General features: G+C 71.8%; 23 protein-coding genes. 12 read left to right on the top strand and 11 right to left on the bottom strand.

What is annotated here, in order from left to right; all coding sequences use genetic code 11:
• The first annotated feature begins 118 nt into the window (after positions 1 to 118).
• The 5 genes from atpA (at position 119) to AB0D45_RS21905 (ending at position 5,211) form a co-directional block, all read left to right on the top strand.
• The gene (gene atpA, locus AB0D45_RS21885) at positions 119 to 1,714 is read left to right on the top strand and encodes a F0F1 ATP synthase subunit alpha (protein WP_079429789.1); all 1,596 of its coding nucleotides are present in this window, start codon (positions 119 to 121) and stop codon (positions 1,712 to 1,714) included.
• Between the two features lie 20 nt (positions 1,715 to 1,734).
• Positions 1,735 to 2,652, top strand: coding sequence for a F0F1 ATP synthase subunit gamma (locus tag AB0D45_RS21890; protein ID WP_361598906.1), 918 nt, complete (start codon positions 1,735 to 1,737; stop codon positions 2,650 to 2,652).
• Positions 2,652 to 4,094, top strand: coding sequence for a F0F1 ATP synthase subunit beta (atpD, locus tag AB0D45_RS21895; protein ID WP_361598909.1), 1,443 nt, complete (start codon positions 2,652 to 2,654; stop codon positions 4,092 to 4,094). Before AB0D45_RS21890 ends, atpD begins: the two co-directional genes overlap by 1 nt.
• A gap of 141 nt (positions 4,095 to 4,235) precedes the next feature.
• Positions 4,236 to 4,610: a F0F1 ATP synthase subunit epsilon gene (locus AB0D45_RS21900; protein ID WP_007266595.1), complete on the top strand. Its 375-nt coding sequence runs from the start codon at positions 4,236 to 4,238 to the stop codon at positions 4,608 to 4,610.
• A 154-nt stretch (positions 4,611 to 4,764) separates the two neighbouring features.
• Positions 4,765 to 5,211 carry a DUF2550 domain-containing protein gene (locus AB0D45_RS21905; RefSeq protein ID WP_361598912.1) on the top strand — a complete coding sequence of 149 codons (447 nt, stop codon included), beginning with the start codon at positions 4,765 to 4,767 and terminating at the stop codon, positions 5,209 to 5,211.
• A gap of 231 nt (positions 5,212 to 5,442) precedes the next feature.
• On the opposite strand, the gene AB0D45_RS21910 is transcribed toward AB0D45_RS21905, so the two are convergent.
• The 3 genes from AB0D45_RS21910 to AB0D45_RS21920 all read right to left on the bottom strand — a co-directional run bounded on the left by AB0D45_RS21910 (position 5,443) and on the right by AB0D45_RS21920 (position 9,319).
• The gene (locus AB0D45_RS21910) at positions 5,443 to 7,266 is read right to left on the bottom strand and encodes a glycoside hydrolase family 18 chitinase (protein WP_362461609.1); all 1,824 of its coding nucleotides are present in this window, start codon (positions 7,264 to 7,266) and stop codon (positions 5,443 to 5,445) included.
• Positions 7,267 to 7,448: 182 nt separating this feature from the next.
• Positions 7,449 to 8,138 (bottom strand): response regulator transcription factor, encoded by a 690-nt coding sequence (locus AB0D45_RS21915; protein ID WP_361598915.1) that lies wholly within the window; start codon positions 8,136 to 8,138, stop codon positions 7,449 to 7,451.
• On the bottom strand, positions 8,135 to 9,319 hold the full coding sequence (locus AB0D45_RS21920; protein WP_362461572.1) for a histidine kinase: 1,185 nt from the start codon (positions 9,317 to 9,319) through the stop codon (positions 8,135 to 8,137). Before AB0D45_RS21920 ends, AB0D45_RS21915 begins: the two co-directional genes overlap by 4 nt.
• Before the next feature lie 160 nt (positions 9,320 to 9,479).
• Here AB0D45_RS21920 and AB0D45_RS21925 point away from each other — a divergent pair, with 160 nt between their 5' ends.
• The gene (locus tag AB0D45_RS21925; protein ID WP_361598921.1) at positions 9,480 to 10,046 is read left to right on the top strand and encodes a hypothetical protein; all 567 of its coding nucleotides are present in this window, start codon (positions 9,480 to 9,482) and stop codon (positions 10,044 to 10,046) included.
• A gap of 9 nt (positions 10,047 to 10,055) precedes the next feature.
• On the opposite strand, the gene AB0D45_RS21930 is transcribed toward AB0D45_RS21925, so the two are convergent.
• Complete coding sequence (locus AB0D45_RS21930; RefSeq protein WP_362461576.1) at positions 10,056 to 10,628, bottom strand: cob(I)yrinic acid a,c-diamide adenosyltransferase; 573 nt, start codon at positions 10,626 to 10,628, stop codon at positions 10,056 to 10,058.
• 256 nt (positions 10,629 to 10,884) lie between these two features.
• On the opposite strand from AB0D45_RS21930, the gene AB0D45_RS21935 reads away from it, so the two are divergent.
• The 4 genes from AB0D45_RS21935 to AB0D45_RS21950 all read left to right on the top strand — a co-directional run bounded on the left by AB0D45_RS21935 (position 10,885) and on the right by AB0D45_RS21950 (position 15,501).
• Positions 10,885 to 11,733, top strand: a complete 849-nt coding sequence (locus tag AB0D45_RS21935) for a 3-hydroxyacyl-CoA dehydrogenase family protein (RefSeq protein WP_361598927.1) — start codon at positions 10,885 to 10,887, stop codon at positions 11,731 to 11,733.
• Positions 11,734 to 11,890: 157 nt separating this feature from the next.
• A complete protein-coding gene (locus tag AB0D45_RS21940; protein ID WP_267032613.1) occupies positions 11,891 to 12,214 on the top strand; it encodes an STAS domain-containing protein in 324 nt (107 codons plus the stop codon).
• 56 nt (positions 12,215 to 12,270) lie between these two features.
• Entirely contained in the window at positions 12,271 to 12,912 is a 642-nt protein-coding gene (locus AB0D45_RS21945; RefSeq protein ID WP_362461580.1) for a LysE family translocator, read from the top strand.
• A 192-nt stretch (positions 12,913 to 13,104) separates the two neighbouring features.
• Positions 13,105 to 15,501 carry an ATP-binding protein gene (locus AB0D45_RS21950; RefSeq protein ID WP_362461582.1) on the top strand — a complete coding sequence of 799 codons (2,397 nt, stop codon included), beginning with the start codon at positions 13,105 to 13,107 and terminating at the stop codon, positions 15,499 to 15,501.
• A gap of 129 nt (positions 15,502 to 15,630) precedes the next feature.
• Here AB0D45_RS21950 and nucS read toward each other — a convergent pair whose 3' ends face one another.
• A complete protein-coding gene (gene nucS, locus AB0D45_RS21955) occupies positions 15,631 to 16,302 on the bottom strand; it encodes an endonuclease NucS (protein ID WP_361598937.1) in 672 nt (223 codons plus the stop codon).
• Positions 16,303 to 16,522: 220 nt separating this feature from the next.
• Here nucS and AB0D45_RS21960 point away from each other — a divergent pair, with 220 nt between their 5' ends.
• Positions 16,523 to 16,915 carry an SCO5389 family protein gene (locus AB0D45_RS21960; protein WP_361598940.1) on the top strand — a complete coding sequence of 131 codons (393 nt, stop codon included), beginning with the start codon at positions 16,523 to 16,525 and terminating at the stop codon, positions 16,913 to 16,915.
• Positions 16,916 to 16,996: 81 nt separating this feature from the next.
• On the opposite strand, the gene AB0D45_RS21965 is transcribed toward AB0D45_RS21960, so the two are convergent.
• Entirely contained in the window at positions 16,997 to 18,028 is a 1,032-nt protein-coding gene (locus tag AB0D45_RS21965; protein ID WP_361598994.1) for an LLM class flavin-dependent oxidoreductase, read from the bottom strand.
• Between the two features lie 246 nt (positions 18,029 to 18,274).
• Here AB0D45_RS21965 and AB0D45_RS21970 point away from each other — a divergent pair, with 246 nt between their 5' ends.
• Positions 18,275 to 18,601: an ATP/GTP-binding protein gene (locus AB0D45_RS21970; protein ID WP_361598943.1), complete on the top strand. Its 327-nt coding sequence runs from the start codon at positions 18,275 to 18,277 to the stop codon at positions 18,599 to 18,601.
• Between the two features lie 14 nt (positions 18,602 to 18,615).
• Here the strand turns inward: AB0D45_RS21970 and AB0D45_RS21975 are convergent, their stop codons facing one another.
• The 5 genes from AB0D45_RS21975 to AB0D45_RS21995 all read right to left on the bottom strand — a co-directional run bounded on the left by AB0D45_RS21975 (position 18,616) and on the right by AB0D45_RS21995 (position 23,622).
• A complete protein-coding gene (locus AB0D45_RS21975) occupies positions 18,616 to 19,470 on the bottom strand; it encodes an ABC transporter permease (protein WP_362461586.1) in 855 nt (284 codons plus the stop codon).
• Entirely contained in the window at positions 19,467 to 20,636 is a 1,170-nt protein-coding gene (locus AB0D45_RS21980) for an ABC transporter ATP-binding protein (RefSeq protein WP_362461589.1), read from the bottom strand. The genes AB0D45_RS21975 and AB0D45_RS21980 overlap by 4 nt, the downstream gene beginning before the upstream one ends.
• 162 nt (positions 20,637 to 20,798) lie before the next feature.
• Entirely contained in the window at positions 20,799 to 21,575 is a 777-nt protein-coding gene (locus AB0D45_RS21985; RefSeq protein ID WP_362461592.1) for an ABC transporter permease subunit, read from the bottom strand.
• Positions 21,576 to 21,577: 2 nt separating this feature from the next.
• On the bottom strand, positions 21,578 to 22,570 hold the full coding sequence (locus tag AB0D45_RS21990) for an ATP-binding cassette domain-containing protein (RefSeq protein ID WP_361598955.1): 993 nt from the start codon (positions 22,568 to 22,570) through the stop codon (positions 21,578 to 21,580).
• Between the two features lie 113 nt (positions 22,571 to 22,683).
• A complete protein-coding gene (locus AB0D45_RS21995; protein WP_361598958.1) occupies positions 22,684 to 23,622 on the bottom strand; it encodes a cellulose-binding protein in 939 nt (312 codons plus the stop codon).
• Between the last annotated feature and the right edge of the window lie 118 nt (positions 23,623 to 23,740).

The raw sequence follows: 23,740 nt of genomic DNA on the forward strand, positions 1-23,740 counted from the left end.
AGATACAAAGCATTCCTAGCGGCCCGGTTGGGCCGTGCAGAACTTGCAGAAGATTCCTGGGGGTCACCCCCAGACCCCTAAGAAGCTTCAGGCCCAACAAGGAGAGCAGGGAACCCAGATGGCGGAGCTCACGATCCGGCCGGAGGAGATCCGGGACGCACTGGAGACCTTTGTCCAGTCGTACCAGCCGGACGCGGCCTCGCGCGAGGAGGTCGGAACGGTCAGCGTTGCCGGCGACGGCATCGCGAAGGTGGAGGGTCTGCCCTCCGCCATGGCGAACGAGCTGCTGAAGTTCGAGGACGGCACCCTCGGTCTCGCCCTCAACCTCGAGGAGCGCGAGATCGGTGCGATCGTCCTCGGCGAGTTCAGCGGTATCGAGGAGGGTCAGCCGGTGCAGCGCACCGGTGAGGTCCTCTCCGTAGGCGTCGGCGAGGGCTACCTCGGCCGCGTTGTCGACCCGCTCGGCAACCCGATCGACGGCCTCGGCGAGATCGCGACCGAAGGCCGCCGCGCCCTCGAGCTGCAGGCCCCGGGCGTCATGGTCCGCAAGTCGGTGCACGAGCCCATGCAGACCGGCTACAAGGCCGTCGACGCGATGGTGCCGATCGGCCGCGGCCAGCGTCAGCTGATCATCGGTGACCGTCAGACCGGCAAGACCGCTCTGGCCGTCGACACGATCATCAACCAGCGCGACAACTGGCGCTCGGGCGACGTGAACAAGCAGGTCCGCTGCATCTACGTCGCCATCGGCCAGAAGGGCTCGACCATCGCGTCCGTTCGCGGCGCCCTGGAAGAGGCCGGCGCGCTCGAGTACACGACGATCGTCGCCGCCCCGGCGTCCGACCCGGCCGGCTTCAAGTACCTGGCGCCGTACACCGGTTCCGCCATCGGCCAGCACTGGATGTACGCCGGCAAGCACGTCCTGATCATCTTCGACGACCTGTCGAAGCAGGCCGACGCCTACCGCGCCGTGTCGCTGCTGCTGCGCCGCCCGCCGGGCCGCGAGGCCTACCCGGGTGACGTCTTCTACCTGCACTCCCGCCTGCTGGAGCGCTGCGCGAAGCTCTCCGACGACATGGGTGCCGGCTCGATGACCGGTCTGCCGATCGTCGAGACCAAGGCCAACGACGTCTCGGCGTTCATCCCGACCAACGTCATCTCGATCACCGACGGCCAGTGCTTCCTGGAGTCCGACCTGTTCAACGCGGGCCAGCGCCCGGCGCTGAACGTCGGTATCTCGGTCTCCCGCGTCGGTGGCTCCGCCCAGCACAAGGCCATGAAGCAGGTTTCCGGCCGTCTGCGCGTGGACCTCGCCCAGTACCGCGAGCTGGAGGCGTTCGCCGCCTTCGGTTCCGACCTGGACGCCGCGTCGAAGGCTTCGCTGGAGCGCGGCAAGCGCATGGTCGAGCTGCTCAAGCAGGGCCAGTACCAGCCGATGCCCGTCGAGGAGCAGGTCGTCTCCGTCTGGGCCGGCACCACCGGCAAGATGGACGACGTCCCGGTCGAGGACATCCGCCGCTTCGAGTCGGAGCTGCTGGAGCACCTGCGCCGCGAGCGCAAGGACCTCCTCACCTCCATCGCCGACGGCGGCAAGATGTCGGACGACACGCTGGGCTCGATCGCCGACGCGATCGCCGCCTTCAAGCGCCAGTTCGAGACCTCGGACGGAAAGCTCCTGGGCGAGGACGTTCCGGCCGTCAACGTCTCCAAGTGACGACGGAAGGGACCTGACTCATGGGAGCGCAGCTCCGGGTCTACAAGCGTCGCATCCGTGCCATCACGGCGACCAAGAAGATCACCAAGGCGATGGAGATGATCGCCGCCTCGCGCATCGTGAAGGCGCAGCGCAAGGTGGCGGCGTCGATGCCGTACGCGACCGAGCTCACCCGTGCGGTGACCGCGGTGGCGACCGGTTCGAACACCAAGCACGCCCTGACCACCGAGGTCGAGGCGCCGACCCGCGCCGCGATCGTGCTCATCACGAGCGACCGCGGTCTGGCCGGCGGCTACTCCTCGAACGCCATCAAGCAGGCCGACCGGCTCACCGAGCGGCTGCGCGCTGAGGGCAAGGAGGTCGACAGCTACATCGTCGGCCGCAAGGGTGTCGCCTACTACGGCTTCCGTGAGCGCAAGGTCACGGACTCGTGGACCGGCTTCACCGACAGCCCGGCCTACGCCGACGCCAAGCGCGTCGCGGCGCCGCTGATCGAGGCCATCCAGCTGGACACGGCCGAGGGCGGCGTCGACGAGCTGCACATCGTCTACACGGAATTCGTGTCGATGATGACGCAGAACGCGGTCGACGGCCGGATGCTGCCGCTCAGCCTCGACCAGGCTGCGGAGGAGGACGGTGCGAAGGGCGAGATCCTTCCGCTGTTCGAGTTCGAGCCGTCGGCTGAGGACGTCCTCGACGCCCTTCTGCCGCGCTACGTCGAGAGCCGGATCTACAACGCGCTGCTGCAGTCGGCCGCTTCCGAGCACGCCGCCCGCCGCCGCGCGATGAAGTCGGCCACCGACAACGCCGGGGACCTCATCAAGAGCCTCTCCCGGCTTGCCAACGCGGCCCGCCAGGCCGAAATCACCCAGGAAATCAGCGAGATCGTCGGTGGCGCCAGCGCCATGGCCGACGCGACCGCGGGGAGTGACAAGTAATGACGACCTCTGTTGAGACGGCCGCCGCCACGGGCCGCGTCGCCCGGGTCATCGGCCCGGTCGTCGACGTGGAGTTCCCCGTCGACGCGATGCCCGACATCTACAACGCGCTGAAGGTCCAGGTCGCCGACCCGGCCGAGGACGGCGCGCTCAAGACGCTGACCCTGGAAGTCGCCCAGCACCTGGGTGACGGCATGGTCCGCACCATCTCGATGCAGCCCACCGACGGCCTGGTCCGCCAGGCCCCGGTGACCGACACGGGCGAGGGCATCACCGTCCCCGTCGGCGACTTCACCAAGGGCAAGGTGTTCAACACCCTGGGTGAGGTGCTCAACTACCCCGAGGCCAACGCCGAGGTGACCGAGCGCTGGCCGATCCACCGCAAGGCCCCGAGCTTCGACGAGCTCGAGTCGAAGACCGAGATGTTCGAGACCGGCGTCAAGGTCATCGACCTCCTCACCCCGTACGTCAAGGGTGGAAAGATCGGTCTGTTCGGTGGTGCCGGTGTCGGCAAGACCGTTCTGATCCAGGAAATGATCTACCGCGTCGCCAACAACCACGACGGTGTGTCGGTGTTCGCGGGTGTCGGTGAGCGTACCCGTGAGGGCAACGACCTCATCGAGGAGATGGGCGACTCCGGCGTCATCGACAAGACGGCGCTCGTCTTCGGCCAGATGGACGAGCCCCCGGGCACCCGTCTGCGCGTCGCCCTGGCCGGTCTGACCATGGCGGAGTACTTCCGCGATGTGCAGAAGCAGGACGTGCTCTTCTTCATCGACAACATCTTCCGGTACACCCAGGCCGGTTCCGAGGTGTCGACCCTGCTCGGCCGCATGCCCTCCGCGGTGGGCTACCAGCCGAACCTGGCCGACGAGATGGGTCTCCTCCAGGAGCGCATCACCTCGACCCGCGGTCACTCGATCACCTCGATGCAGGCGATCTACGTCCCCGCGGACGACCTGACCGACCCGGCGCCGGCGACCACCTTCGCCCACCTCGACGCGACGACGGTTCTCTCCCGTCCGATCTCCGAGAAGGGCATCTACCCGGCCGTCGACCCGCTGGACTCCACGTCCCGCATCCTGGACCCCCGCTACATCGCGGCGGACCACTACGCGGCCGCGATGCGCGTCAAGGGGATCCTGCAGAAGTACAAGGACCTCCAGGACATCATCGCGATCCTCGGTATCGACGAGCTGGGCGAGGAGGACAAGCTCGTCGTCCACCGTGCCCGTCGCGTCGAGCGCTTCCTGTCGCAGAACACCCACGTGGCGAAGCAGTTCACCGGTGTGGACGGTTCGGACGTTCCGCTCGACGAGTCGATCACCGCGTTCAACGCGATCTGCGACGGTGACTACGACCACTTCCCCGAGCAGGCGTTCTTCATGTGCGGTGGCATCGAGGACCTGAAGGCCAACGCCAAGGAGCTGGGCGTCTCCTGATCCGGCGCGCTCCGCGAGGAGCGCTCCCGGTTCGTCGTTTTAGACGGAGAGGGGCGGGTGCGTCCCGTCCCTCTCCGTACGCCCATTAGAATTTGACCCAACACCCGGCTGACCCGCCGGGTGGTGACCCGAGGAGCCACCTTGGCTGCTGAGCTGCACGTCGAGCTGGTCGCGGCGGACCGCAATGTATGGTCCGGCGAGGCCACCCTGGTCGTCGCCCGCACCACGTCCGGCGACATCGGCGTCATGCCCGGTCACCAGCCGCTTCTCGGTGTGCTGGAATCGGGCCCGGTGACCATCCGTACCAGCGAGGGCGGCACTGTCGTCGCCGCGGTGCACGGCGGATTCATCTCGTTCGCGGACAACAAGCTGTCCCTGCTGGCCGAGATCGCCGAGCTCGCGGACGAGATCGACGTCCAGCGGGCGGAGCGGGCACTGGAGCGCGCGAAGTCGGAGGCCGACGCGGCCGCCGAACGTCGCGCCGATGTCCGGCTGCGCGCGGTGGCGGGGCACTGAGCCCCGTACCGAATAGTTTGATACCTCAGCCGCGGTCGGGTCCGGAATTTTCCGGACCGGGTCGCGGCTGAGGCGATGTAGGTCCGCCCTCGGACCCGTCCGGGGATGGGCACGGTCGTGTGCGGTACTTCGATGAGCGAGGAGGTCGGTGAAGATGCTCCTCGCTCTGCTTGTGAGCGGCCTGGTCGTAGCCTTGGTGGTGATCGGCCTTTTCGTGTTCGGGCTGCGCCGCAGACTCATCCAGCGGTCCGGCGGGACCTTCGACTGCAGCCTGCGCTGGGGCGTGGCCGAGGAGCCCGACGTCTCCGGCAAGGGCTGGGTGTACGGGGTCGCCCGCTACAGCGGTGACCGGATCGAGTGGTTCCGGGTGTTCTCGTACTCCCCGCGGCCGCGCCGGCTGCTGGAGCGGTCCTCCATCGAGGTCCTCGCGCGCCGCGCGCCCGAGGGCGAGGAGGAGCTGGCCCTGCTGTCCGACGCCGTCGTGCTCGGCTGTTCCCACCGGGGGACCCGCCTGGAGCTGGCGATGAGCGAGGACGCGCTGACCGGGTTCCTGGCGTGGCTGGAGGCCGCGCCGCCCGGCCAACGGGTGAATGTCGCCTGAGATTCCTTACCCCGTTGGATGGGGGTCCCCCCGGACGAAGTCTGGGGGAGGGTGAATGTCGCCTGAAATTCCTCACCCCGTTGGGCGGGGGTTCCCCCGGACGAAGTCCGGGGGAGGGTGAACGTGGCCTGACCGCGGGCGTCGCGCACGGGAGAAGCCGGGGAGGCGGGGGACGGACCCGCCTCCCCGGCTTCCGTGTTCACCGGGAGGTCTGTGACCGGTCGCGCGCGGTCACCGCAGCCCGGTGTGGATGGCGTCGGCCAGTTCGCCGTTCGCGGTGTCGCCGCTGAACTCCCAGAAGAAGGCGCCCCTGAGGCCCTGGTTCTTCAGCCAGGTCATCTTGCCGGCGATGGTGGCGGGGGTGTCGTAGCTCCACCAGTTGCTGCCGCACCTGGCGTAGGCCGTGCCGGCGACGGTGCCGGTGGCCGGGCAGCTGCTCTTGAGCACCTTGTAGTCCTCGATGCCCTGCTCGTAGGCGCCGGGGGCCGGTCCGGTGGCGGTGCCGCCGGGGGCGTCCTGGGTGACGCCGGTCCAGCCGCGGCCGTAGAAGCCGATGCCGAGGTTGAGCTTGGATCCGGGGATGCCCTTGCCCTTGAGCTTGGTGATGGCGGCCTCGGAGTTGAAGCCGGCGATCGGGATGCCGGCGTAGGAGGTCAGCGGGGAGTGCGGGGCGGTCGGGCCCTTGGCGTCCCACGCGCCGAAGAAGTCGTACGTCATGACGTTGTAGAAGTCGACGTACGGGGCGGCGCCCGCGTAGTCGGCGAGGTCGAGCTTGCCGCCGTTGGAGCCGTCGGCCGAGATCGCCGCGGTGACCAGGGCGGACCCGCCGAACTTGGCGCGCAGGGCCGACATCAGGTTCTTGAAGGCGGCGGCCCCGCTGGTGTCGCAGGACAGCCCGCAGGCGTTCGGGTACTCCCAGTCGATGTCGATGCCGTCGAAGACGTCCGCCCAGCGCGGGTCCTCGACCAGGTCGTGGCAGGACTGGGCGAAGGCGGCGGGGTTGGCCGCGGCCTGGCCGAAGCCGCCGGACCAGGTCCAGCCGCCGAAGGAGTAGAGGATCTTGATGTGGGGGTACTTGGCCTTCAGCTTGCGCAGCTGGTTGAAGTTGCCGCGCAGGGGCTGGTCCCAGGTGTCGGCGACCCCGTCGACGCTCTGGTCGGCGGTGTAGGCCTTGTCGTAGTCGGCGTAGGCGTCGCCGATGGTGCACTTGCCGTTCTGCACGTTGCCGAAGGCGTAGTTGATGTGGGTGATCTTGGCCGCGGAGCCAGAGGTCACCAGGTTCTTCACGTGGTAGTTGCGCTGGTAGACGCCCCAGTCGGTGAAGTAGCCGAGCTTGACCTTGGAGCCCGGGCCCGGGTCCGGGGGCTCGGTGGCGCCGCCCGGGGTGGTCACCGACAGCTCGCCGGAGGAGGGGCCGGTCTGGTCGGCGGTGTCGCGGGCGGTGACCGCGTAGGTGTACGCGGTGCCCTTGGTCAGGCCGCTGTCGGCGAAGGTCGTGCCGGTGACGGTGGTGAGCCTGCTGCCGTTGCGGTAGACGTCGTAGTTCTTGACGCCCTTGTCGTCGGTGGCCGCCGCCCAGGACAGGGTCAGCGCGTTCTCGGTGACGCCGGTCGCGGTGGGGGTGCCGGGGGCCGAGGGCGGGTTGTCGGCGGGGGTGGTGCCGCCGTCGCAGGATCCGCCGTTGACCTTGCAGCCGGCCGGGGCGCCGGAGCCGGTTCCGTTGAAGCCGAAGCTGACGGTGGCGCCGGGGGAGAGGGTGCCGTTCCAGCCGACGTTCTTGGCCGTCCAGTGGTTGCCCGAGCCGGTGACGGTGGCGTCCCAGGCCGAGGTGACCCGGGTGCCGGCCGGGTAGTCCCACTCCACGGTCCAGCTGCTGAGGGTGGTGGTGCCGGTGTTCTTCACCGTCCACTTGCCCTCGAAGCCGGAACCCCAGTCGGAGACCTTGGTGAAGGTCGCGGTCGCCGAGGCGGCGGCCTGCGCCGGGCCGGCCAGGCCGACGAGGCCGGCGACGGGCAGGGCGAGGGCCGCCACGGTGGCGGCCAGCCTTCGGAACAGACGGTTGCGTCGTGGGGGTGCTGTGCTCAAGGGTGCTCCTCCGTAGGTCCGTGCCGGTCGTGGGGCCGACCTGGCACATGGGGGTGGGACCTGCGCCGCCCGTGAGCACGCCTCGCGCGATCTTTTGTCATGGCACGCTCACCACAGTGATGCCGTGAGACTAGAAAGGTCTGGACCAAGCGTCAAGAGGTCCAGACCTCACCTCCGCCGCCCGACCGGATCCCCAACTCCTGGGCCAGTACGGCCGCTTGCACCCGGCTGCGCAGCTCCAGCTTCCCCAGCAACCTGCTGACGTGGGTCTTCACCGTGGCCTCCGCCATCTCCAGCCGTACGGCGATCTCCGCGTTCGACAGCCCCTCGCCCAGTGCCCCCAGCACCTCCCGCTCGCGCCGCGTCAGCGACTCCACCGCCGCGGCCGCCTCTGGCCGCACCGGGGCGGCGCGTACGGCCTTCGGAGCCGCGAACTCGGCGATCAGACGGCGGGTCACCGCCGGGGCGATCAACCCCTCCCCGCGCCCGACCGTCCGCACCGCCGCGATCAGCTCCGAGGCCTCCGCGTCCTTCAGCAGGAACCCCGCGGCCCCCGCCCGCAGCGCCCCGAAGACGTACTCGTCGAGGTCGAAGGTGGTCAGCACCAGCACGTCGGCGAGCCCCCGCTCCACCACCTGGCGGGTCGCCGACACCCCGTCCAGGCGCGGCATCTGCACGTCCATGAGGACGAGATCCGGCCGCAGCTCCTCCGCGAGCCGTACCGCCTCCTCGCCGTCGGCGGCCTCTCCCACCACCTCGATGTCACCCGCACTGCGCAGGATCAGCACCAGGCCGGCCCGCACCGCCCGCTGGTCCTCCGCCACGACGACCCTGAAGGTCACGACCGCACCGCCCTCTCCTCGGCGGGCAGAGCCGCCCGCACCTGCCACACTGCGCCCGACGCGCCCGCCGCGAACGTCCCGCCCAGCAGCTCCGTGCGCTCCCGCATGCCGATCAGCCCCGCCCCGGAACCCGGGGCGCGCGGGCCCGGCCGCTGCCCGTACGGCGAGTCCACCGCCACCCTCAGCTGCCCGCCGCCGTGCCCCACCCGGACCCGGACCGTGCCCGGCACCGCGTGCTTGAGGGCGTTGGTCAGCGACTCCTGCACGATCCGGTACGCCGCCAGCTCCACCGGCGCCGGCAGCGGCGGCCCCGGAGCCCTCTCGTCCGCCAGGACGAAGTCCAGCCCGCTCGCCGAACCATTGGCGCGGGCCTGCCCCAGCAGGGCGTCCAGGCCGTCCAGGGAGGGCACCGCGACGGCTTCCTGCTCCGCCCCGGCAGCGCGCAGCAGCCCGATCAGCCGGCGCATCTCCGCCAGCCCCTGCACGCTGTTCTCCCGGATCACCCCGAGCGCCTCGCGGCTGGTGGCGGGCGCGTCGATGGACAGCGCGGCGGTGGAGTGGATGGCGATCGCCGACAGGTGGTTGGCCACCATGTCGTGCAGCTCCCGCGCCATCCGGGCGCGCTCGGCGGCCACCGCCTGCGTACGGTCCATCTCGGCCAGCAGCGCCGTCTGCTCGGCGCGCAGCCGGGCGGCCTCGGCGGCCTCCCGGTGGTTGCGCAGGGTGGCGCCGGTCAGGGCCGGGCCGAAGCTCACGATGCCGGTGATCACGCCGATGAGCAGGGCCTGCGGGGTGCGCAGCCACACCAGGGACCCGATGGTGACGGCCACGGTGATCAGACCGGTGCTGACCGGCAGCCGCCGGGCCATCGCGGGCTTGCCGTAGACCACGGCCGCGTACATCAGGTCGGTGAAGATGATGACGGAGGCGATGCTGCCCAGGGTGAACTGGTCCGCGACCACGGCGGCGGTGCCGACGGACAGGGTGACGTTCGGCGCGGAGCGGCGCAGCAGCTCCAGGGAGCCGAGCACCAGCAGCGGGACCAGCACCGCCCAGTCGGGCAGGACGTGCCGGCCGGGCGTGCTGTGCACGCCGAGCGCCCACAGCAGCAGGCCGGCGAGCACGCTGGTCACGGCGAGCAGGACGTCGTCGCGGTGCGGGCGGGGGATCTTCGGGAGCACGCCCCCATCCAACACGCTCGGCGGCGGCGCGGCGTCGCCACGGGGGCGGACACGGCGCTACATCGAAGGATGCAGCCCGCTCTCGTCACCGCAGACGACGCGGCGGGGCGCCACGGCCGGAAGGCTGGAGGCAATCCGCGAGAGGAAAGGGGGAGGGGTCATGCTCGTCGGGCTGATCATCACCTGCGAGGTCGGCTTCTGGGTGCTGCTGGCGGGCGGCCTGGCGCTGCGCTACCTCGCCGGGATGCCCAGGCTGGGAGCCGCCGTGCTGCTGTGCGAGCCGCTGCTGGAGCTGGTGCTGCTGGTCGTGTCGTTCGTCGACCTGAAGAACGGCGGCGAGCCCGGCTGGAGGCACGGCCTCGCGGCGTTCTACATCGGCTACACCGCCGGCTACGGGCACTACACCGTGAAGTGGCTCGACCGGCACGCCGCCCACCGGTTCGCCGGCGGCCCGAAGCCGCCCGGAGCCGGGTACGGCAAGGCCCGCGCGGTCCACGAGTGGAAGCTGTGGGCCCGGACCCTGGCCGGCGTCCTGGTGGCGATCGGACTGCTCCAGGCCGGCATCTGGTACGTCGGCGGTGCCGCCGACACCAGCGGGCTCCAGGCGTGGCAGTCCGCCGCCCTGCGGGTGCTCGGCATCCACGCCCTGATCGCCGCGACCTACTCGATCTGGCCGCGCAAGGCCCCGGCGGGCAAGGACGCCGAACCCGCCGGCAGCGGGCGCTAGAGGGGTCCGCTAGCGCTCCCCGCCCGGTACCCAGAGCACGTCGCCGACCTCCTTGTTGGCCGTCCTGGCCAGGATGAACAGGAGGTCGGAGAGACGGTTCAGGTAGGTGGCCGTCAGCGGGTTCATCACCTCGCCGTGCACCTCCAGCGCCGCCCACGTGGAGCGCTCCGCCCGGCGGACCACCGTGCAGGCCTGGTGCAGCAGGGCCGCGCCGGGGGTGCCGCCCGGGAGGATGAAGCTGCGGAGCTTTTCCAGCCGCTCGTTGAAGACGTCGCAGTCCGCCTCCAGCCGGTCCACGTAGAACTGCTCCACACGCAGCGGCGGGTACTCGGGATCCGCGACGACCGGGGTGCACAGGTCCGCTCCGACGTCGAAGAGGTCGTTCTGCACGCGGACCAGGACCTTCACGACCTCCTCCGGCAGCCCGCCCAGCGCGATCGCCGTCCCGATGGCGGCGTTGGCCTCGTTGGCGTCCGCGTACGCGGAGATCCGCAGGTCCGTCTTCTGCGTACGGCTCATGTCGCCCAGGGCGGTCGTGCCCTTGTCGCCGGTACGGGTGTAGATGCGCGTCAGGTTCACCATGCCGCCAGCGTAGACGGGCCCGCCCCGGGAGTTCCGGGCGGAGCCGCCCGCTTCCCGGCAGTCCGCGGAGCGCCACGGGAGGCCGGCGGCGGGTGAACTGTGAGGCTGCGCACGCCTGGTGGGCCGTACCGGTGTGATGTCCGTCATCTGAGACGTGACGCGTGTTACTTCGCGGTCACTCGGCCGCTCAACGACGCTAGTCTCCGCCGGAGAGGCTACGAGGCCGGGTCGTACTGAGAACAACGAGGGGTGTGCAGTGGCTGGGAAGCTCGCCGTCATCGGCGCGGGACTGATGGGTTCCGGGATCGCGCAGGTCTCCGCTCAGGCGGGTTGGGACGTCGTCCTGCGGGACGTCACGGACGCCGCGCTGACCCGGGGCACCGACGGCATCAAGGCCTCGTACGACAAGTTCGTCTCCAAGGGCAGGATGACCGCCGAGGACGCCGAGGCGGCCCTGGCCCGGATCACCACGACCACCGACCTCGACGCGGTCGCCGACGTGGACATCGTCGTCGAGGCCGTCTTCGAGAAGCTCGAGGTCAAGCACGAGATCTTCCGCGCCCTCGACAAGATCGTGCGCGAGGACGCCGTCCTGGCCTCCAACACCTCCGCCATCCCGATCACCAAGATCGCGGCCGTGACGGAGCACCCCGAGCGCGTCGTCGGCGCCCACTTCTTCTCGCCCGTCCCGATGATGCAGCTCTGCGAGCTGGTCCGCGGTTACAAGACGAGCGACGAGACCCTCGCCACCACCCGCGCCTTCGCCGAGTCCGTCGGCAAGACCTGCATCGTCGTCAACCGCGACGTCGCCGGCTTCGTCACCACGCGCCTGATCTCCGCGCTGGTCGTGGAAGCCGCGAAGCTGTACGAATCGGGCGTGGCCACCGCCGAGGACATCGACACCGCCTGCAAGCTGGGCTTCGGCCACGCCATGGGCCCGCTGGCCACCGCCGACCTGACCGGCGTCGACATCCTGCTGCACGCCACCAGCAACATCTACACCGAGTGCCAGGACGAGAAGTTCGCGCCGCCGGAGCTGATGCGCCGCATGGTCGACGCCGGCGACATCGGCCGCAAGAGCGGCCAGGGGTTCTACAAGCACTGAGCACGACCGTTCGAATCCCCGCACCCTACGGGGTGAATTAGGTATCGGTTCGCTCACGGTCGGCAACTTCACCGCCCGCGCGGCAGTCAGTTGCAGTGAGAGTTGCCGACCACGGACCAATCGGACCACACGTACGCAGTAAAGCCGGGGAGCAGACATGCACATCAGGGGCGACCACGCCGAACTCGCTGTCGGGGGCCGCCTCGACGTGCGCAGCGCGGCGGACGCCCGTACGGTCCTGCACACCGCCCTCGACGACGGCCACGGCGACCTCGTGCTCGACCTGACCGGACTCGACTCCTGGGACGCGACGGGACTCGGCGTCATCATGGGCGCGCACCGGCGGGCCGGCCGCACCGGGCGGCGCCTGGTCCTGCGCGGGGTGCCCGACCGGATGCAGCGGCTGCTCGTCGCGACCCGGCTGCACCGCATCCTCGCGATCGAGGGCGGACTGGAAGCGGAGACCCTGCCCCGGGTGTGAGCGGGGGCGGCGAAAAGGGGCTGCGGCCCCGGTGCGCCCTCCGCTTACATGGGCCCATGGTGTCCACCGACAGACTGCTCGCCTTCGCGGCCATGTCCTTCCTGCTGATCGTGATCCCCGGCCCCAGCGTGCTCTTCGTCGTCGGCCGGGCGCTGGCACAGGGCCGCCGGGCCGCACTGACCACGGTGGCCGGGAACACCCTCGGAGGCTACGTACTGGTCGCGGCCGTGGCCCTGGGCGTCGGGACCGTCGTCGAGCGCTCCGTCCTCGTCTTCACCACCCTGAAGCTGGTCGGCGCCGCCTACCTCGTGTACCTGGGCGTCAAGGCCCTCCGCGGCCGCGGATCCCTGCACGCCGCCGTCGCGGAGGCGGCCCCCCGGGCGCACGGCGGCCTGCGGACCCTGGGGGAGGGCTTCGTGGTCGGCGTGGCCAACCCCAAGACCCTCGTCTTCTTCGCCGCGGTGCTGCCCCAGTTCGCCGACCGGGAGCGGGGGCACGTCGTGCTCCAGATGCTCCTGCTCGGCCTGGTCTTCAACCTCATCGCCGTCGTGTCCGACAGCGCGTGGGGACTCGCCGCCGCCACCACCCGCGACTGGTTCGCCGGATCGCCGCGCAGGCTCTCCCTCGTCGGCGGGGCCGGCGGGCTCGCGATGATCGGCCTCGGTGTGACCGTGGCCGTGACCGGCCGCAAGGATTAGGGTCGGCCGGGGGATCGGCAGGAATCGTAACGGTCCGGTGGTGAAGGCACCCCTGCGGTTCCGGCCGGACCTGCCACGATCTAAAGTTCGGGCGGAAACCGGACCGGTGGCGACAACGACGTGAGCGGGCGCCGGGCACAACGAAGACGGCGAAGACGGCGGCGGCGCGCGACGCGATCGGGGGACTTGGTCATGGACCGTACACAGGGGCAGCCCGGCCAGGACGAACAGGCCGCGGGCCGGTCCCCGTCCGGGGCGCCGGCGGCCCAGCCCCCGGCACCGGCCCGCGTGGTGACCCTGACCACCGGCGAGTTCACCCTCACCGTCAACCCCGTCGACGGCAGCGAGATCGAGACCCTGCGGCCCGGCGCCCGCGAGGACGCGGCACGCCGCCCCGCCAAGCGCGACGCCGCCGCGCGGGCCGACCGTGCCGCCGCCGCGCGTCCGCCCGCACTGCCGGGGCCGCCCGTCCCCGCCCTGCCGCTCCTGGAGCGCGCCGAGGAGCGGGAGCGGCTGGTACGGCTGCTGGGGCGCGGCCGCTCCGTACGGCTGACCGGACCCGCCGGATCCGGCCGCTCCGCCCTCCTCGACGCGGTCGCCGCCGCCTGCGCCGACCTCGCGCCCGACGGCGTCGTACGGCTCAACGGCCACGGTCAGCAGCAGCCCGCCGAGCTGCTCCACACCCTCTACGCCACCGTGTACGAGACCCGCGACGAGCGTCCCGACCGCACGCGGCTCCTCGAGTCGGTGGCGGAGATCGGCGCGATCGTCATCCTCGACGACCTGGAACTGGGCGGCGCGGCCCTGGACGAGCTGCTGCGCGCCACCCCCGAATGCGCCTACCTGTTCGCCGCCACCCCCGACGCCGCGGCCGCGTCCGACGACCCCCACCTGGAGGAGGTCCGCCTCGGCGGGCTCGGGCGGGCCGGCTGCGTACGGCTGCTCGAAGCCGGCGCCGGCAGGACGCTGACCGCCGAGGAGACGGCCTGGGCGGAGGACCTGCGGTTCGCCTCCGAGGGCCTGCCACTGCGCTTCGTCCAGGCCGCCGCGCTGCTGCGCCAGCGCGACGAGCTGAACCGCACCGCGGCCGACGACGAGGACGAGGAGCCCGGGGTCTTCGAGGAGCGCCCCCGCGACCCGGCCCACGTGCCGCTGCCCACCCTGGCGCAGGCCGCGGCCCCCGCCGAGCTGCTGGCCTCCCGCACGAGCGAGTCGGCCCGGGCTGCCCTGCGCATCGCCTGCGCGCTCGGCGGGGAACTCCCGCACCACGCCCACCTGCCCGCGCTGGTCGGGGACACGCACGCCGACGCCGCCGTCGCGGAACTGCTGGGCTGCGGGCTGATCACCCCCGTCGGGCCGCGCTACCGGCTCGCGGAGGGGGTCGCGCGGCAGCTGGAGGAGGCCGGGTACGGGGAGAGCGCCGCCGAGGAGGCCCGGACCGCCGCCCGGCACTACGCCTGGTGGACCGGGCACGCCTCGGTGACCCCGGAGCGGGTCGCGGCGGAGGCGGACGCGGTGCTGGCCGCGCTGGCCGGCGCCGACGTGGTGGCCGCCGTACTCCTGGCCCGCACGGCCGCCCCGGCCCTCGCGGCGGCGCCGTACTGGGAGGCGTGGGAGCGGGTGCTGCGCTCGGGTGCGGAGGCCGCGCGGAAGGCGGGGGAGGTCGCCGAGCAGGCGTACTTCCACCACGAGCTGGGCGTGCTCGCGCTGTGCGAGGGGCGCCTGGAGCGGGCACGGGCCGAGCTGGAGGCCTCGATCGGGCTGCGGGGGGCGCTCGCCGACAAGCGGGGGACCGTCGCCGGGCGGCGGGCGCTGGCGCTCGTCACCGACCGGGAGGCGCTGGGGGCGGAGACCTCGCCGCCGCTGCGGCTGGAGCCCCCGCCGGCCCTGCCGGCTGCGGCTGCGGCTGTGGCTGTGGCTGCGGCTCCGACTCCGGCTCGCGGGGGGTCGGAGGCCGTCACCCAGGTGACCCCGGTGATCGGGAAGCCGGCGGCCGGGCCCCCGGCGTCCCTCTCCCAGATGTACGCGGACGCGTTCCGGCCGGCTCCGGGGCCCGCGCCCCTGCCCCTGGCCGGCCGTCCGGGGCCCGGTCCGGCCCAGCGGCGCAAGACGGTGCTGCTGGCCGCCGCCGGGGCGCTGACGGTGGTGGCGCTCGGCACGGTCGTCGGCCTGGCGCTGACCGCGGGGGACGAGGCGGAGCAGCCGGCGGCGCCCGCCGTGTCCTCGACCCCGGACGCGCCGGCGGTGGCCCCGCCGCAGGTTCCGAGCAGCGGCGGAGACGATCCGGCGCCGGATCCGGCCGCGCCGGCGGCCCCGGCCGACCCGGCCCGGGGCGGGGGCGGGGATGGGACCGCCACCCACCCGACGCCCCCGCCGGCCCGCACACCGGGCCCGCACCAGCCGCAGCCGACCCCGCCGGCGCCGAAGCCGACCCCGCCGACCCCGAAGCCGGACCCCGATCCGGAGCCCCCGGTCACGTCACCGCCGGCCTCGCCGAGCCCGGAGCCGAGCACGTCGGTGCCGACCACCCCGACGACCTCGTCGCAGGCCCAGTCCCCGACGGCGGCCCAGTCCCCGACGACGATCTGACGCCGCTCCGACGCCCACGGCCGGGCGTCCCCGCGGGGAGGGGCAGGCCCCGCGCAGCGGACGCGTACGACAACGGTCCCCCGAGCCGGAGTTCGGGGGACCGGGGCGGCGACGAGCCGTTCGAAGGGATCAGAACAGGCGGAGCTTGTCGTCCTCGATGCCGCGCAGGGCGTCGTAGTCGAGGACCACGCAGTCCATCCCCCGGTCGTGCGCCAGCACCCGCGCCTGCGGCTTGATCTCCTGCGCCGCGAACACGCCCCGCACCGGCGACAGGTGCGGGTCGCGGTTCAGCAGCTCCAGGTACCGGGTCAGCTGCTCGACGCCGTCGATCTCCCCGCGCCGCTTGATCTCCACCGCCACCGTCGCGCCGGAGGCGTCCCGGCACAGGATGTCGACCGGCCCGATCGCCGTCATGTACTCGCGCCGGATCAGCGTGTAGCCCTCGCCCAGCGTGTCGATGCGGTCGGCGAGCAGCTCCTGGAGGTGCGCCTCGACGCCGTCCTTGATGAGGCCCGGGTCGGTGCCCAGCTCGTGGGAGGAGTCGTGGAGGACTTCCTCCATGGTGATGATGAGCTTCTCGCCCGCCTTGTTGACCACGGTCCAGACGTTCGCCTCGTCCCCGCTCCCCTCCTTGAGGGTGCACGGAGGCGACATCCAGTTGAGCGGTTTGTACGCCCGGTCGTCCGCGTGGATCGAGACACTGCCGTCGGCCTTCACGAGGATCAGACGGGGTGCCGAGGGCAGATGGGCGGTGAGCCGGCCCGCGTAGTCGACGGAGCAGCGGGCAATGACGAGACGCATGGTCGGCAACGCTACTCGACCGACGGGCCTCCACGCGATTCGCCCCTGAAAGCCCCGTTCGCCGATGGCGCGTTGTATGCGCATTCTCCTGGTGCGGCACCCGGTGGGCGCCTACCGTGGTGAGCGGGAGGTTGTCGAGCGTGCACGCTGCGTCGCCGCCTCCCTCCCTGCCCGTAGGACTCCGCCAGCCCAAACTGCCGGGGTCACGAGAGGAGAACCCATGTCGCTCGACGTCTCACCGGCCCTACTCGAACAGGCCGAGCGAGGCGAGGTCGACGAAGCCGCCTTCGTCGACTGCGTCCGGACCTCCCTGCCCTTCGCATGGGAGATGATCAGCTCGTTGGTGGCCCAGCTGGAGGTTGAGGGCGGAGAGTTCGCCGACAACCAGACGCCGCCGCCGGACGAGCAGGCGCGCGGGCAGCTGCTGCGCGCGCTCGCGAGTGACGCGATACGCGGTGCGCTGCAGCGGCACTTCGGGGTGCGCCTGGCATTCCAGAACTGTCACCGGCTGGCGGTGTTCCCGCTGGATTCCTCGGTGGACGACCGGCTGGCCAAGTTCACGTCGATCCGCGGCCAGCTGCTCAACCAGTCCCCGGAACTTCGGGACTGCTAGCAGGACCGGTACTGCGCTGCCGCTCCGTGTCGCGGGAGGTGCGACTGACACAGGAGCGGCAGCCCCAGGCCCCGTCCGGGGTCACACCAGCAGGGGAAGGACCTCCGCGCCGAGGCGTTTGACGTTGTCCTCCGTGGCGGCGAGGTCGCCCGAGCCCTCCGTCAGCAGGGCGAAGCGGGTGATGCCCGTCCGCTCCGCGGTCGCCGCCAGCCTGTCCGCGGCCACTGCGGGGCTCCCCACCGGGTGCAGCGAGCACAGCAGTTCCGTGTAGGCGTGCGGGTCGCGCATCGCGCGTCGTCGGCCGTCCACCGTCACGTGGGCGTCCAGGCCCTGGCGGAACCAGCCCGGCATCGCCTTCAGCAGGGTCTCGCGGGCGTCGGCCGTGCGGTCGGCCAGCTGGCAGACCCCGGCCGACACGTGCCCCGCCGCACGCACCAGCTCGGGCGGGTGGCCGTGCTCCAGGGCGGTACGCCGCCACAGCGCGACCTGCTCGGCCTTCTCCTCGTCCCCGCAGTGCATGCCCAGCAGCATCGGCAGTCCGCGCTCCGCGGCCAGCCGCACCGACGCCGGGGAGGTGCAGGCGACGATCACTTCCGGCCCTGTCCCGTCGCCGTCCAGCGCGTGGGCCGGACTCGGTACGACGGGCACCTCGCGGAAGGCGTGCCGCGCGCCGGCCGCCCCCACCCGGGGCTCGGCCAGCCAGCGCCGGAGCAGGTCCAGGTCCTCGGGGAACCCCTCCTCGTACGCCTCCAGCCCGGCCCCGAACACCTCCAGGTCGACCCACGGCCCGCCGCGCCCCACCCCGAGGGTGAACCGGCCGCCGGAGGTGACGTGCAGCAGGGCCGCCTGCTCCCCGAGGGCCACCGGATGCGTGTTCGGCAGCACGCTGACCGCCGTGCCCACCCGCAGCCGCCGGGTCCGGCCGAGCAGCAGGGCCGCCAGGGTCACCGCCGACGGGCAGACCCCGTACGGGACGAAGTGGTGCTCGGCGAGCCAGACGGAGTCCAGCCCCGCCTCCTCGGCCACCTCGGCGGTCCGCACCGCCCGGTGCAGCGCCTCCCCCTGCCCCTGGCCCGGGAACTGGGCCGCCAGTACAAACGCTCCTACGCGCATCATCGCCCTTAGCCTCCTCGCGGCTGACGCGGCCTCCCCAGGTGGACCGACTCGTTGATGGCATCAACGTCTGCTGGCAACAACGTCTGACACGTGCCAAAGGCACGGCCTGACAGGAAAGTTATTGAGATTGTCGGGCCAGTTCCCACGGGAGGCGGGCCTCCACCAGCCACCCTGCGGGTACCCGGGTTCGCTGCGCGTAGTCTGGGAGAAAGTCACCGTCCCCCGCCCCTTCGTGAGGTATACGTGTCACCGCGCCACAACCGCCCCCGGGGCGGCGAGACTCCGGACGAACGACCCGGCGCCGGCTTCGACCGGTTCGGGCTGGAGCGCACCGAGGAGTACCTGGGCGAAGAGTGGAAGGTCCGGCAGGTCGCGGGGGCCGCCGCGGCGGGCAAGCGCTACCGCTGCCCGGGCTGCGACCAGGAGATCCCCTCGGGCACCCCGCACGTGGTGGCCTGGCCCGAGTACGGCGGAGTGGACGACCGGCGGCACTGGCACAAGGCCTGCTGGAACGCGAAGGACCGCCGCACCTCCAAGGTGCAGCGGTCCCGCAACGCGCCCCGCTACTAGGCGGCTGTGGGAGGTCAGACGTCGCGGCGGCGGACCACGGCGTACGAGGCGGCCACCGCTCCCGCCGTGAGCGCGACCAGCAGCAGCAGCTGGGCCGTCGCGCTGGGGGCTGCCTGCCCCTCCATGTCGACGCCCTGCAGCCCGAAGAGCTGGATCAGGCCCACCGGGGCGTTGTAGCGCAGCACCAGCCCGCCGACACCCGAGGTGGCCGGCCAGGCGGTCAGTATCGCCCCGAGCACCGGCGGCATGGTCACCACGCCGAGCATGACCGCGATCCCGCCCGCCGAGTGCCGTACGAGCGCCCCGACCGCGAGCGCGAGGAGGCCCAGCAGGGTCACGTACAGGGAGCCGGCCAGCGCGCCCGCCCACTCGCGCGAGCCGTGCGCCCCGGCGGCGGGCCCGCCGTGCAGCAGGGCGGCCCAGAGGCCGACGAACGCCACCGAGCACAGCGTGACGGCGAACGCGACCGCGCCGAACACCAGGTACTTCGCGGTGAGCACGCGCAGCCGCTCGGGCGCGGCGGTGAAGGTGGTGCGGATCAGGCCGGTGCCGTACTCGGAGGAGATCGTCAGCACGCCGAGCACGATCACGCTCACCTGGCCGGCCATCAGGCCGAAGAGGGCGGGACCGGTGAAGGGGATGTTCTCGTAGTCGCGGGCCGAGGTCTGCAGGACGGCGACCATGCCGACGCCGACGACCAGGACCACGAGGGAGCCCAGCGTCCACAGGGTGGAGCGCACCGAGGTCAGCTTGGTCCACTCCGAGGCCACGGCGTGCCCCAGGTGCGGCCGCGGCGTGGGCAGCGGCGAGCTGTACGTCCCCGGCTGTTCCGCGCTCACCGGGGGCGGGCCGGCGGGGGTGGGGGTCATCGGGGGTCCTCGGGGATGGTCGTGGCCGCGCCCGCGAGGTCGGCCGGCGCGGTGTCGGAGCGGTCGTCGGGGGTGGCCCGGGCGAGGTCCGCCGCGCTGCCCGGCATCAGGAAGGGCCTCCCGGACCCGGGCGGCGGAGGAGCGTAGAAACTCGCGGCGGCCTCGGCGGGGACGGCGGCCGCCTCCTCCGCCTCCTCCCACTCCGGCACGGTCAGCGGCTCGGGCTCCCACAGCTCGGCGCGGGGGTCCTCGGTGGAGGTGTACTCGACGGACGACTGGGTCATCCGCATGTAGGCCTCCTCCAGCGAGGCCCGGTGCGGGGACAGCTCCCAAAGCCGCACGCCGGCCTCGTGCGCGACGTCGCTGACGCGGGGCAGCTCCAGCCCGGTGACGCGCAGCGCCCCGTCCGGCTCCTGGAGGACCCGGCCGCCGGCCTTCGTCAGCGCGGTGCCCAGGGTCCGGCGCCCCGCGGGGTCCCCGCCGGCGGCGCGCACCCGCGCGAATCCGGCCGAATTGTGCGTGATGAAGTCCTGGGTGCTCATGTCGGCCAGCAGCCGGCCCCGGCCGATCACGATCAGGTGGTCGGCGGTCAGCGCCATCTCGCTCATCAGGTGCGAGGAGACGAAGACGGTGCGGCCCTCGGAGGCCAGCCGCCGCATGAGGTTGCGGACCCAGAGGATGCCCTCGGGGTCGAGGCCGTTGACCGGCTCGTCGAAGAGCAGCACCTGCGGGTCGCCGAGCAGGGCGGCCGCGATGCCGAGCCGCTGGCCCATGCCGAGCGAGAAGCCCTTCGCACGCTGGCGGGCGGCGTCCTTGAGGCCGACGACGCCGAGGACCTCGTCCACCCGCTTCTCGGGGATCCCCGAGAGCTGGGCGATGGCCAGCAGGTGCGTACGGGCCTTGCGGCCGCCGTGCACGGCCTTCGCGTCGAGCAGGGCGCCGACGTGCCGCTGGGCGTTCGGCAGCTCCCGGAAGGGGAGGCCGTTGATGGTGACGCGGCCCGAGGTGGGCCGGTCCAGGCCGAGGATCATGCGCATGGTGGTGGACTTGCCGGAGCCGTTGGGCCCCAGGAAGCCCGTGACGTGACCCGGCTTGACCTGGAAGGACAACCGGTCGACGGCGGTCTTGGCGCCGAAGCGCTTGGTCAGGCCGACTGCCTCGATCATCCTTCTGCCCCTTGCCCGCCGGGACGGCTCTCGCCCGCGTACGCCTTAAGAGGATATCGAGGCCCCCGCGGTTCCCTCCCGGGCCGGATCCCTGAGCTGCCCCTGAGATCCGACCCGGGGATGTCCCGTAGTACGCGGGGCGTCCGTCTCACGACGGACCCGTCAGGCGTCCCGCTTCACCAGCGTGAGGTATCCGCCGGCCACCGCGGCCAGCGACCACAGCGCCATGATCCCGAGTCCGCCCCACGGGCCGTAGGGCACGTCCTGGCCGTCCGCGGAGGCGGACACGGTCTGCATGATCGCGGATCCGGCCTGGCTGGGCAGGTAGGAGGCGATCTTGCGGGTGGCGTCGACCACGCTGAGGACGATGGGCAGGATCAGGACGAACGTGATCAGGAGCGAGATCGATGCGGCCGAGTTCCGCAGCATCATCGACGCGCCGATGGCGAACGCGGCGAGCAGTGCCAGGTACAGGCCGACGCCGGTCACCGCGCGCAGGACGTTCTCCCCGCCCAGCCCGGTGCCGTGGTCGCCGAGGAGGGCCTGGCCGAGGAAGAAGGACAGGAAGCCGGTGGCCAGGCCGACCACCAGGGCCAGGGCGGTCGCCACGGTCAGCTTGCCCAGCAGCAGGGCGCCGCGGCGGGGCACGGCCGCGAGGGAGGTGCGGATCATGCCGGTGCCGTACTCGCTGCCGACCACCATCGCGCCGAAGACGAGCACCGCCAGCTGGCCCAGGAGCATGCCGGAGAAGCTCATCTGCGTGGCGTCGAAGGTGACCCGTGCCGTCTGCGGCATGTCGTCGAAGGTCGCGTTGACGACCGCGCACAGCCCGGCGCCGATGGCGACGGTGACCAGCAGGGCGGTCGCGAGGGTCCAGCTGGTGGAGGCGACGGTACGGATCTTGGTCCACTCGGACCGGAGGACTGCGGCGTAGGCCATGGTCACTCGCCGCCCTTGCGGCCGGTCTCGACGCCCGTGCCCCACGCGGGACCCGCCGGCGCGGGTACGGGCGCGCCGGGGGCGCCGGGGGCGTGGGCGTGGTACTCGACGGAGTCCGCCGTCATGCGCATGAACGCTTCCTCCAGTGACGCCCGTTGCGGGCTGAGTTCGTGCAGCACGATCCGGTGCTGCGCGGCCAGTTCGCCGAGCCGCTCGGGCCCGACCCCGTCGATCTCCAGTACGCCGGTGGCGGGCACGCTGATCGCGTCGATCCCGGCCTCGTGCAGCACGTCCTTGAGCCGTTCCTGCTGCGGTGAGCGCAGCCGTACGTAACTGCGGGAGTTCTGCTGGATGAAATCGGCCATCGACAAGTCGGCGAGGAGCTTTCCCCGTCCGATGACGATCAAATGGTCCGCGGTCAGGGCCATTTCACTCATCAAGTGGGAGGACACGAAGATCGTTCTTCCTTCCGAGGCCAGGCCCTTCATGAGATTGCGGATCCAGAGAATTCCCTCCGGGTCCAGACCATTGACCGGTTCGTCGAACATCAGGATCTCCGGATCACCCAGCAGCGCGGCGGCGATTCCCAGCCGCTGGCCCATTCCGAGCGAAAATCCTTTCGACTTCTTCCCCGCCACCGCCGTCAGACCGACCAGATCCAGCACTTCGTCCACCCGCCGCCGCGGGATCCGGTTCGACTGGGCCAGGCAGAGAAGGTTGTTGTAGGCGCTGCGCCCGCCGTGCATCGCCTTCGCGTCGAGCAGCGCCCCGATGTGCTTCAGCGGTTCCGGCAGCTCCCGGTAGTGCTTCCCGTTGATGCGGACCGTCCCGCTGGTGGGCCTGTCGAGGTCGAGCATCATGCGCATGGTCGTCGACTTGCCCGCCCCGTTGGGGCCGAGGAAGCCGGTCACCATCCCCGGTCTGACCCGGAAGTCGAGATGGTCCACTGCGGTCTTCGCGCCGAATCGTTTCGTGAGGCCCTCGAGCTCGATCATGCGGCCACGCTAGAACGGCCAGGGGCCGTACGCCACCTCAACAAGGCGGTGTACGGCCCCTGATGTGCCGGATCCGCTGCCCGTGCGCGGACCGCGGCGTACGCGCGGGCGTACTAGCGGCTCTGCTGCGCCGGGACGCCGCGGCTCACCGGCTCGTCGTCGATCGGGGAGCCGGCGGCCGCCACGGCCGCGCCCGTCAGCGTCGCCAGCATCTCGCGGACGTTCGTCAGCTGGGCGTTGATGGAGTCGCGGCGGTTGGTCAGCGCCGCCAGCTCGCGCTCGGACTCGCTGCGGATGCGGTCCGCCTTGGCGTTGGCGTCGGCGACGATGTCCTCGGCCTGACGCTGCGCGGTCTCCACCGTCTGGCGGGCGCGGCGCTCGGCGTCCGTACGGAGCTTCTCGGCCTCCAGGCGCAGCTGTTCGGCGCGGTGCTCGATCTCGGCGAGGCGCTTCTCCGCCTTCTGCTGACGCGAGGCCAGGTCGCGCTCGGACTGCTCGCGGCGCTTGGCCAGGTTGGTCTCGAAGTCCGCGGCGGCCTGGGCGGCCTTGGCGCGGGTCTCCTCGAACAGGGCGTCGGCCTCCTCGCGCTTGGAGGCCGCGTCCTTCTGGGCCTCGGCGCGCAGGGTGGCGGCGTCCCCCTTGGCCTTCTCGACGATGCGGACGCCCTCGTCCTCCGCCTTCGACTTGCGGTCGGCCGCGAACGACTCGGCGTCGTTGCGGACCTGCTGGGCAGCGGACTCGGCCAGCTCACGGTGCTGCTCGGCCGCGCGACGGGCCTCCTCGCGCAGGTCCTTCGCCTCCTCCTCGGCCAGCCGCAGGATCTTCTCGACCCGGGCGCCGAGACCGGCGTACGACGGCTCCGCGTCGCTCACCTGGGCCTGGGCGTTCTGCGTCTCGAGGTGCAGCTCCTCGATCCGCTTTTCCAGAGAGTTGATACGTCCAAGGGCGCTGTCGCGGTCGGAGACCAGCTTGGTAATGCGGTCGTCCACCTGACCGCGGTCGTAACCACGCCGCACGAGCTCGAAGCCGAAGGGGGAGGAAGTGTCGCTCATGGGGTTCCTGTCGAATGAGACCGATGAGGTGCTACGTGAGGTGTTAAGGGGAATCCTAGGCGCCCGGGCGGCGTGTCATCGAGTCAATCCGGGTTTGCCCTGGACAATGACACCCCTT

The organism is Streptomyces sp. NPDC048352 (genome assembly GCF_040651895.1).
GTDB lineage: Bacteria > Actinomycetota > Actinomycetes > Streptomycetales > Streptomycetaceae > Streptomyces.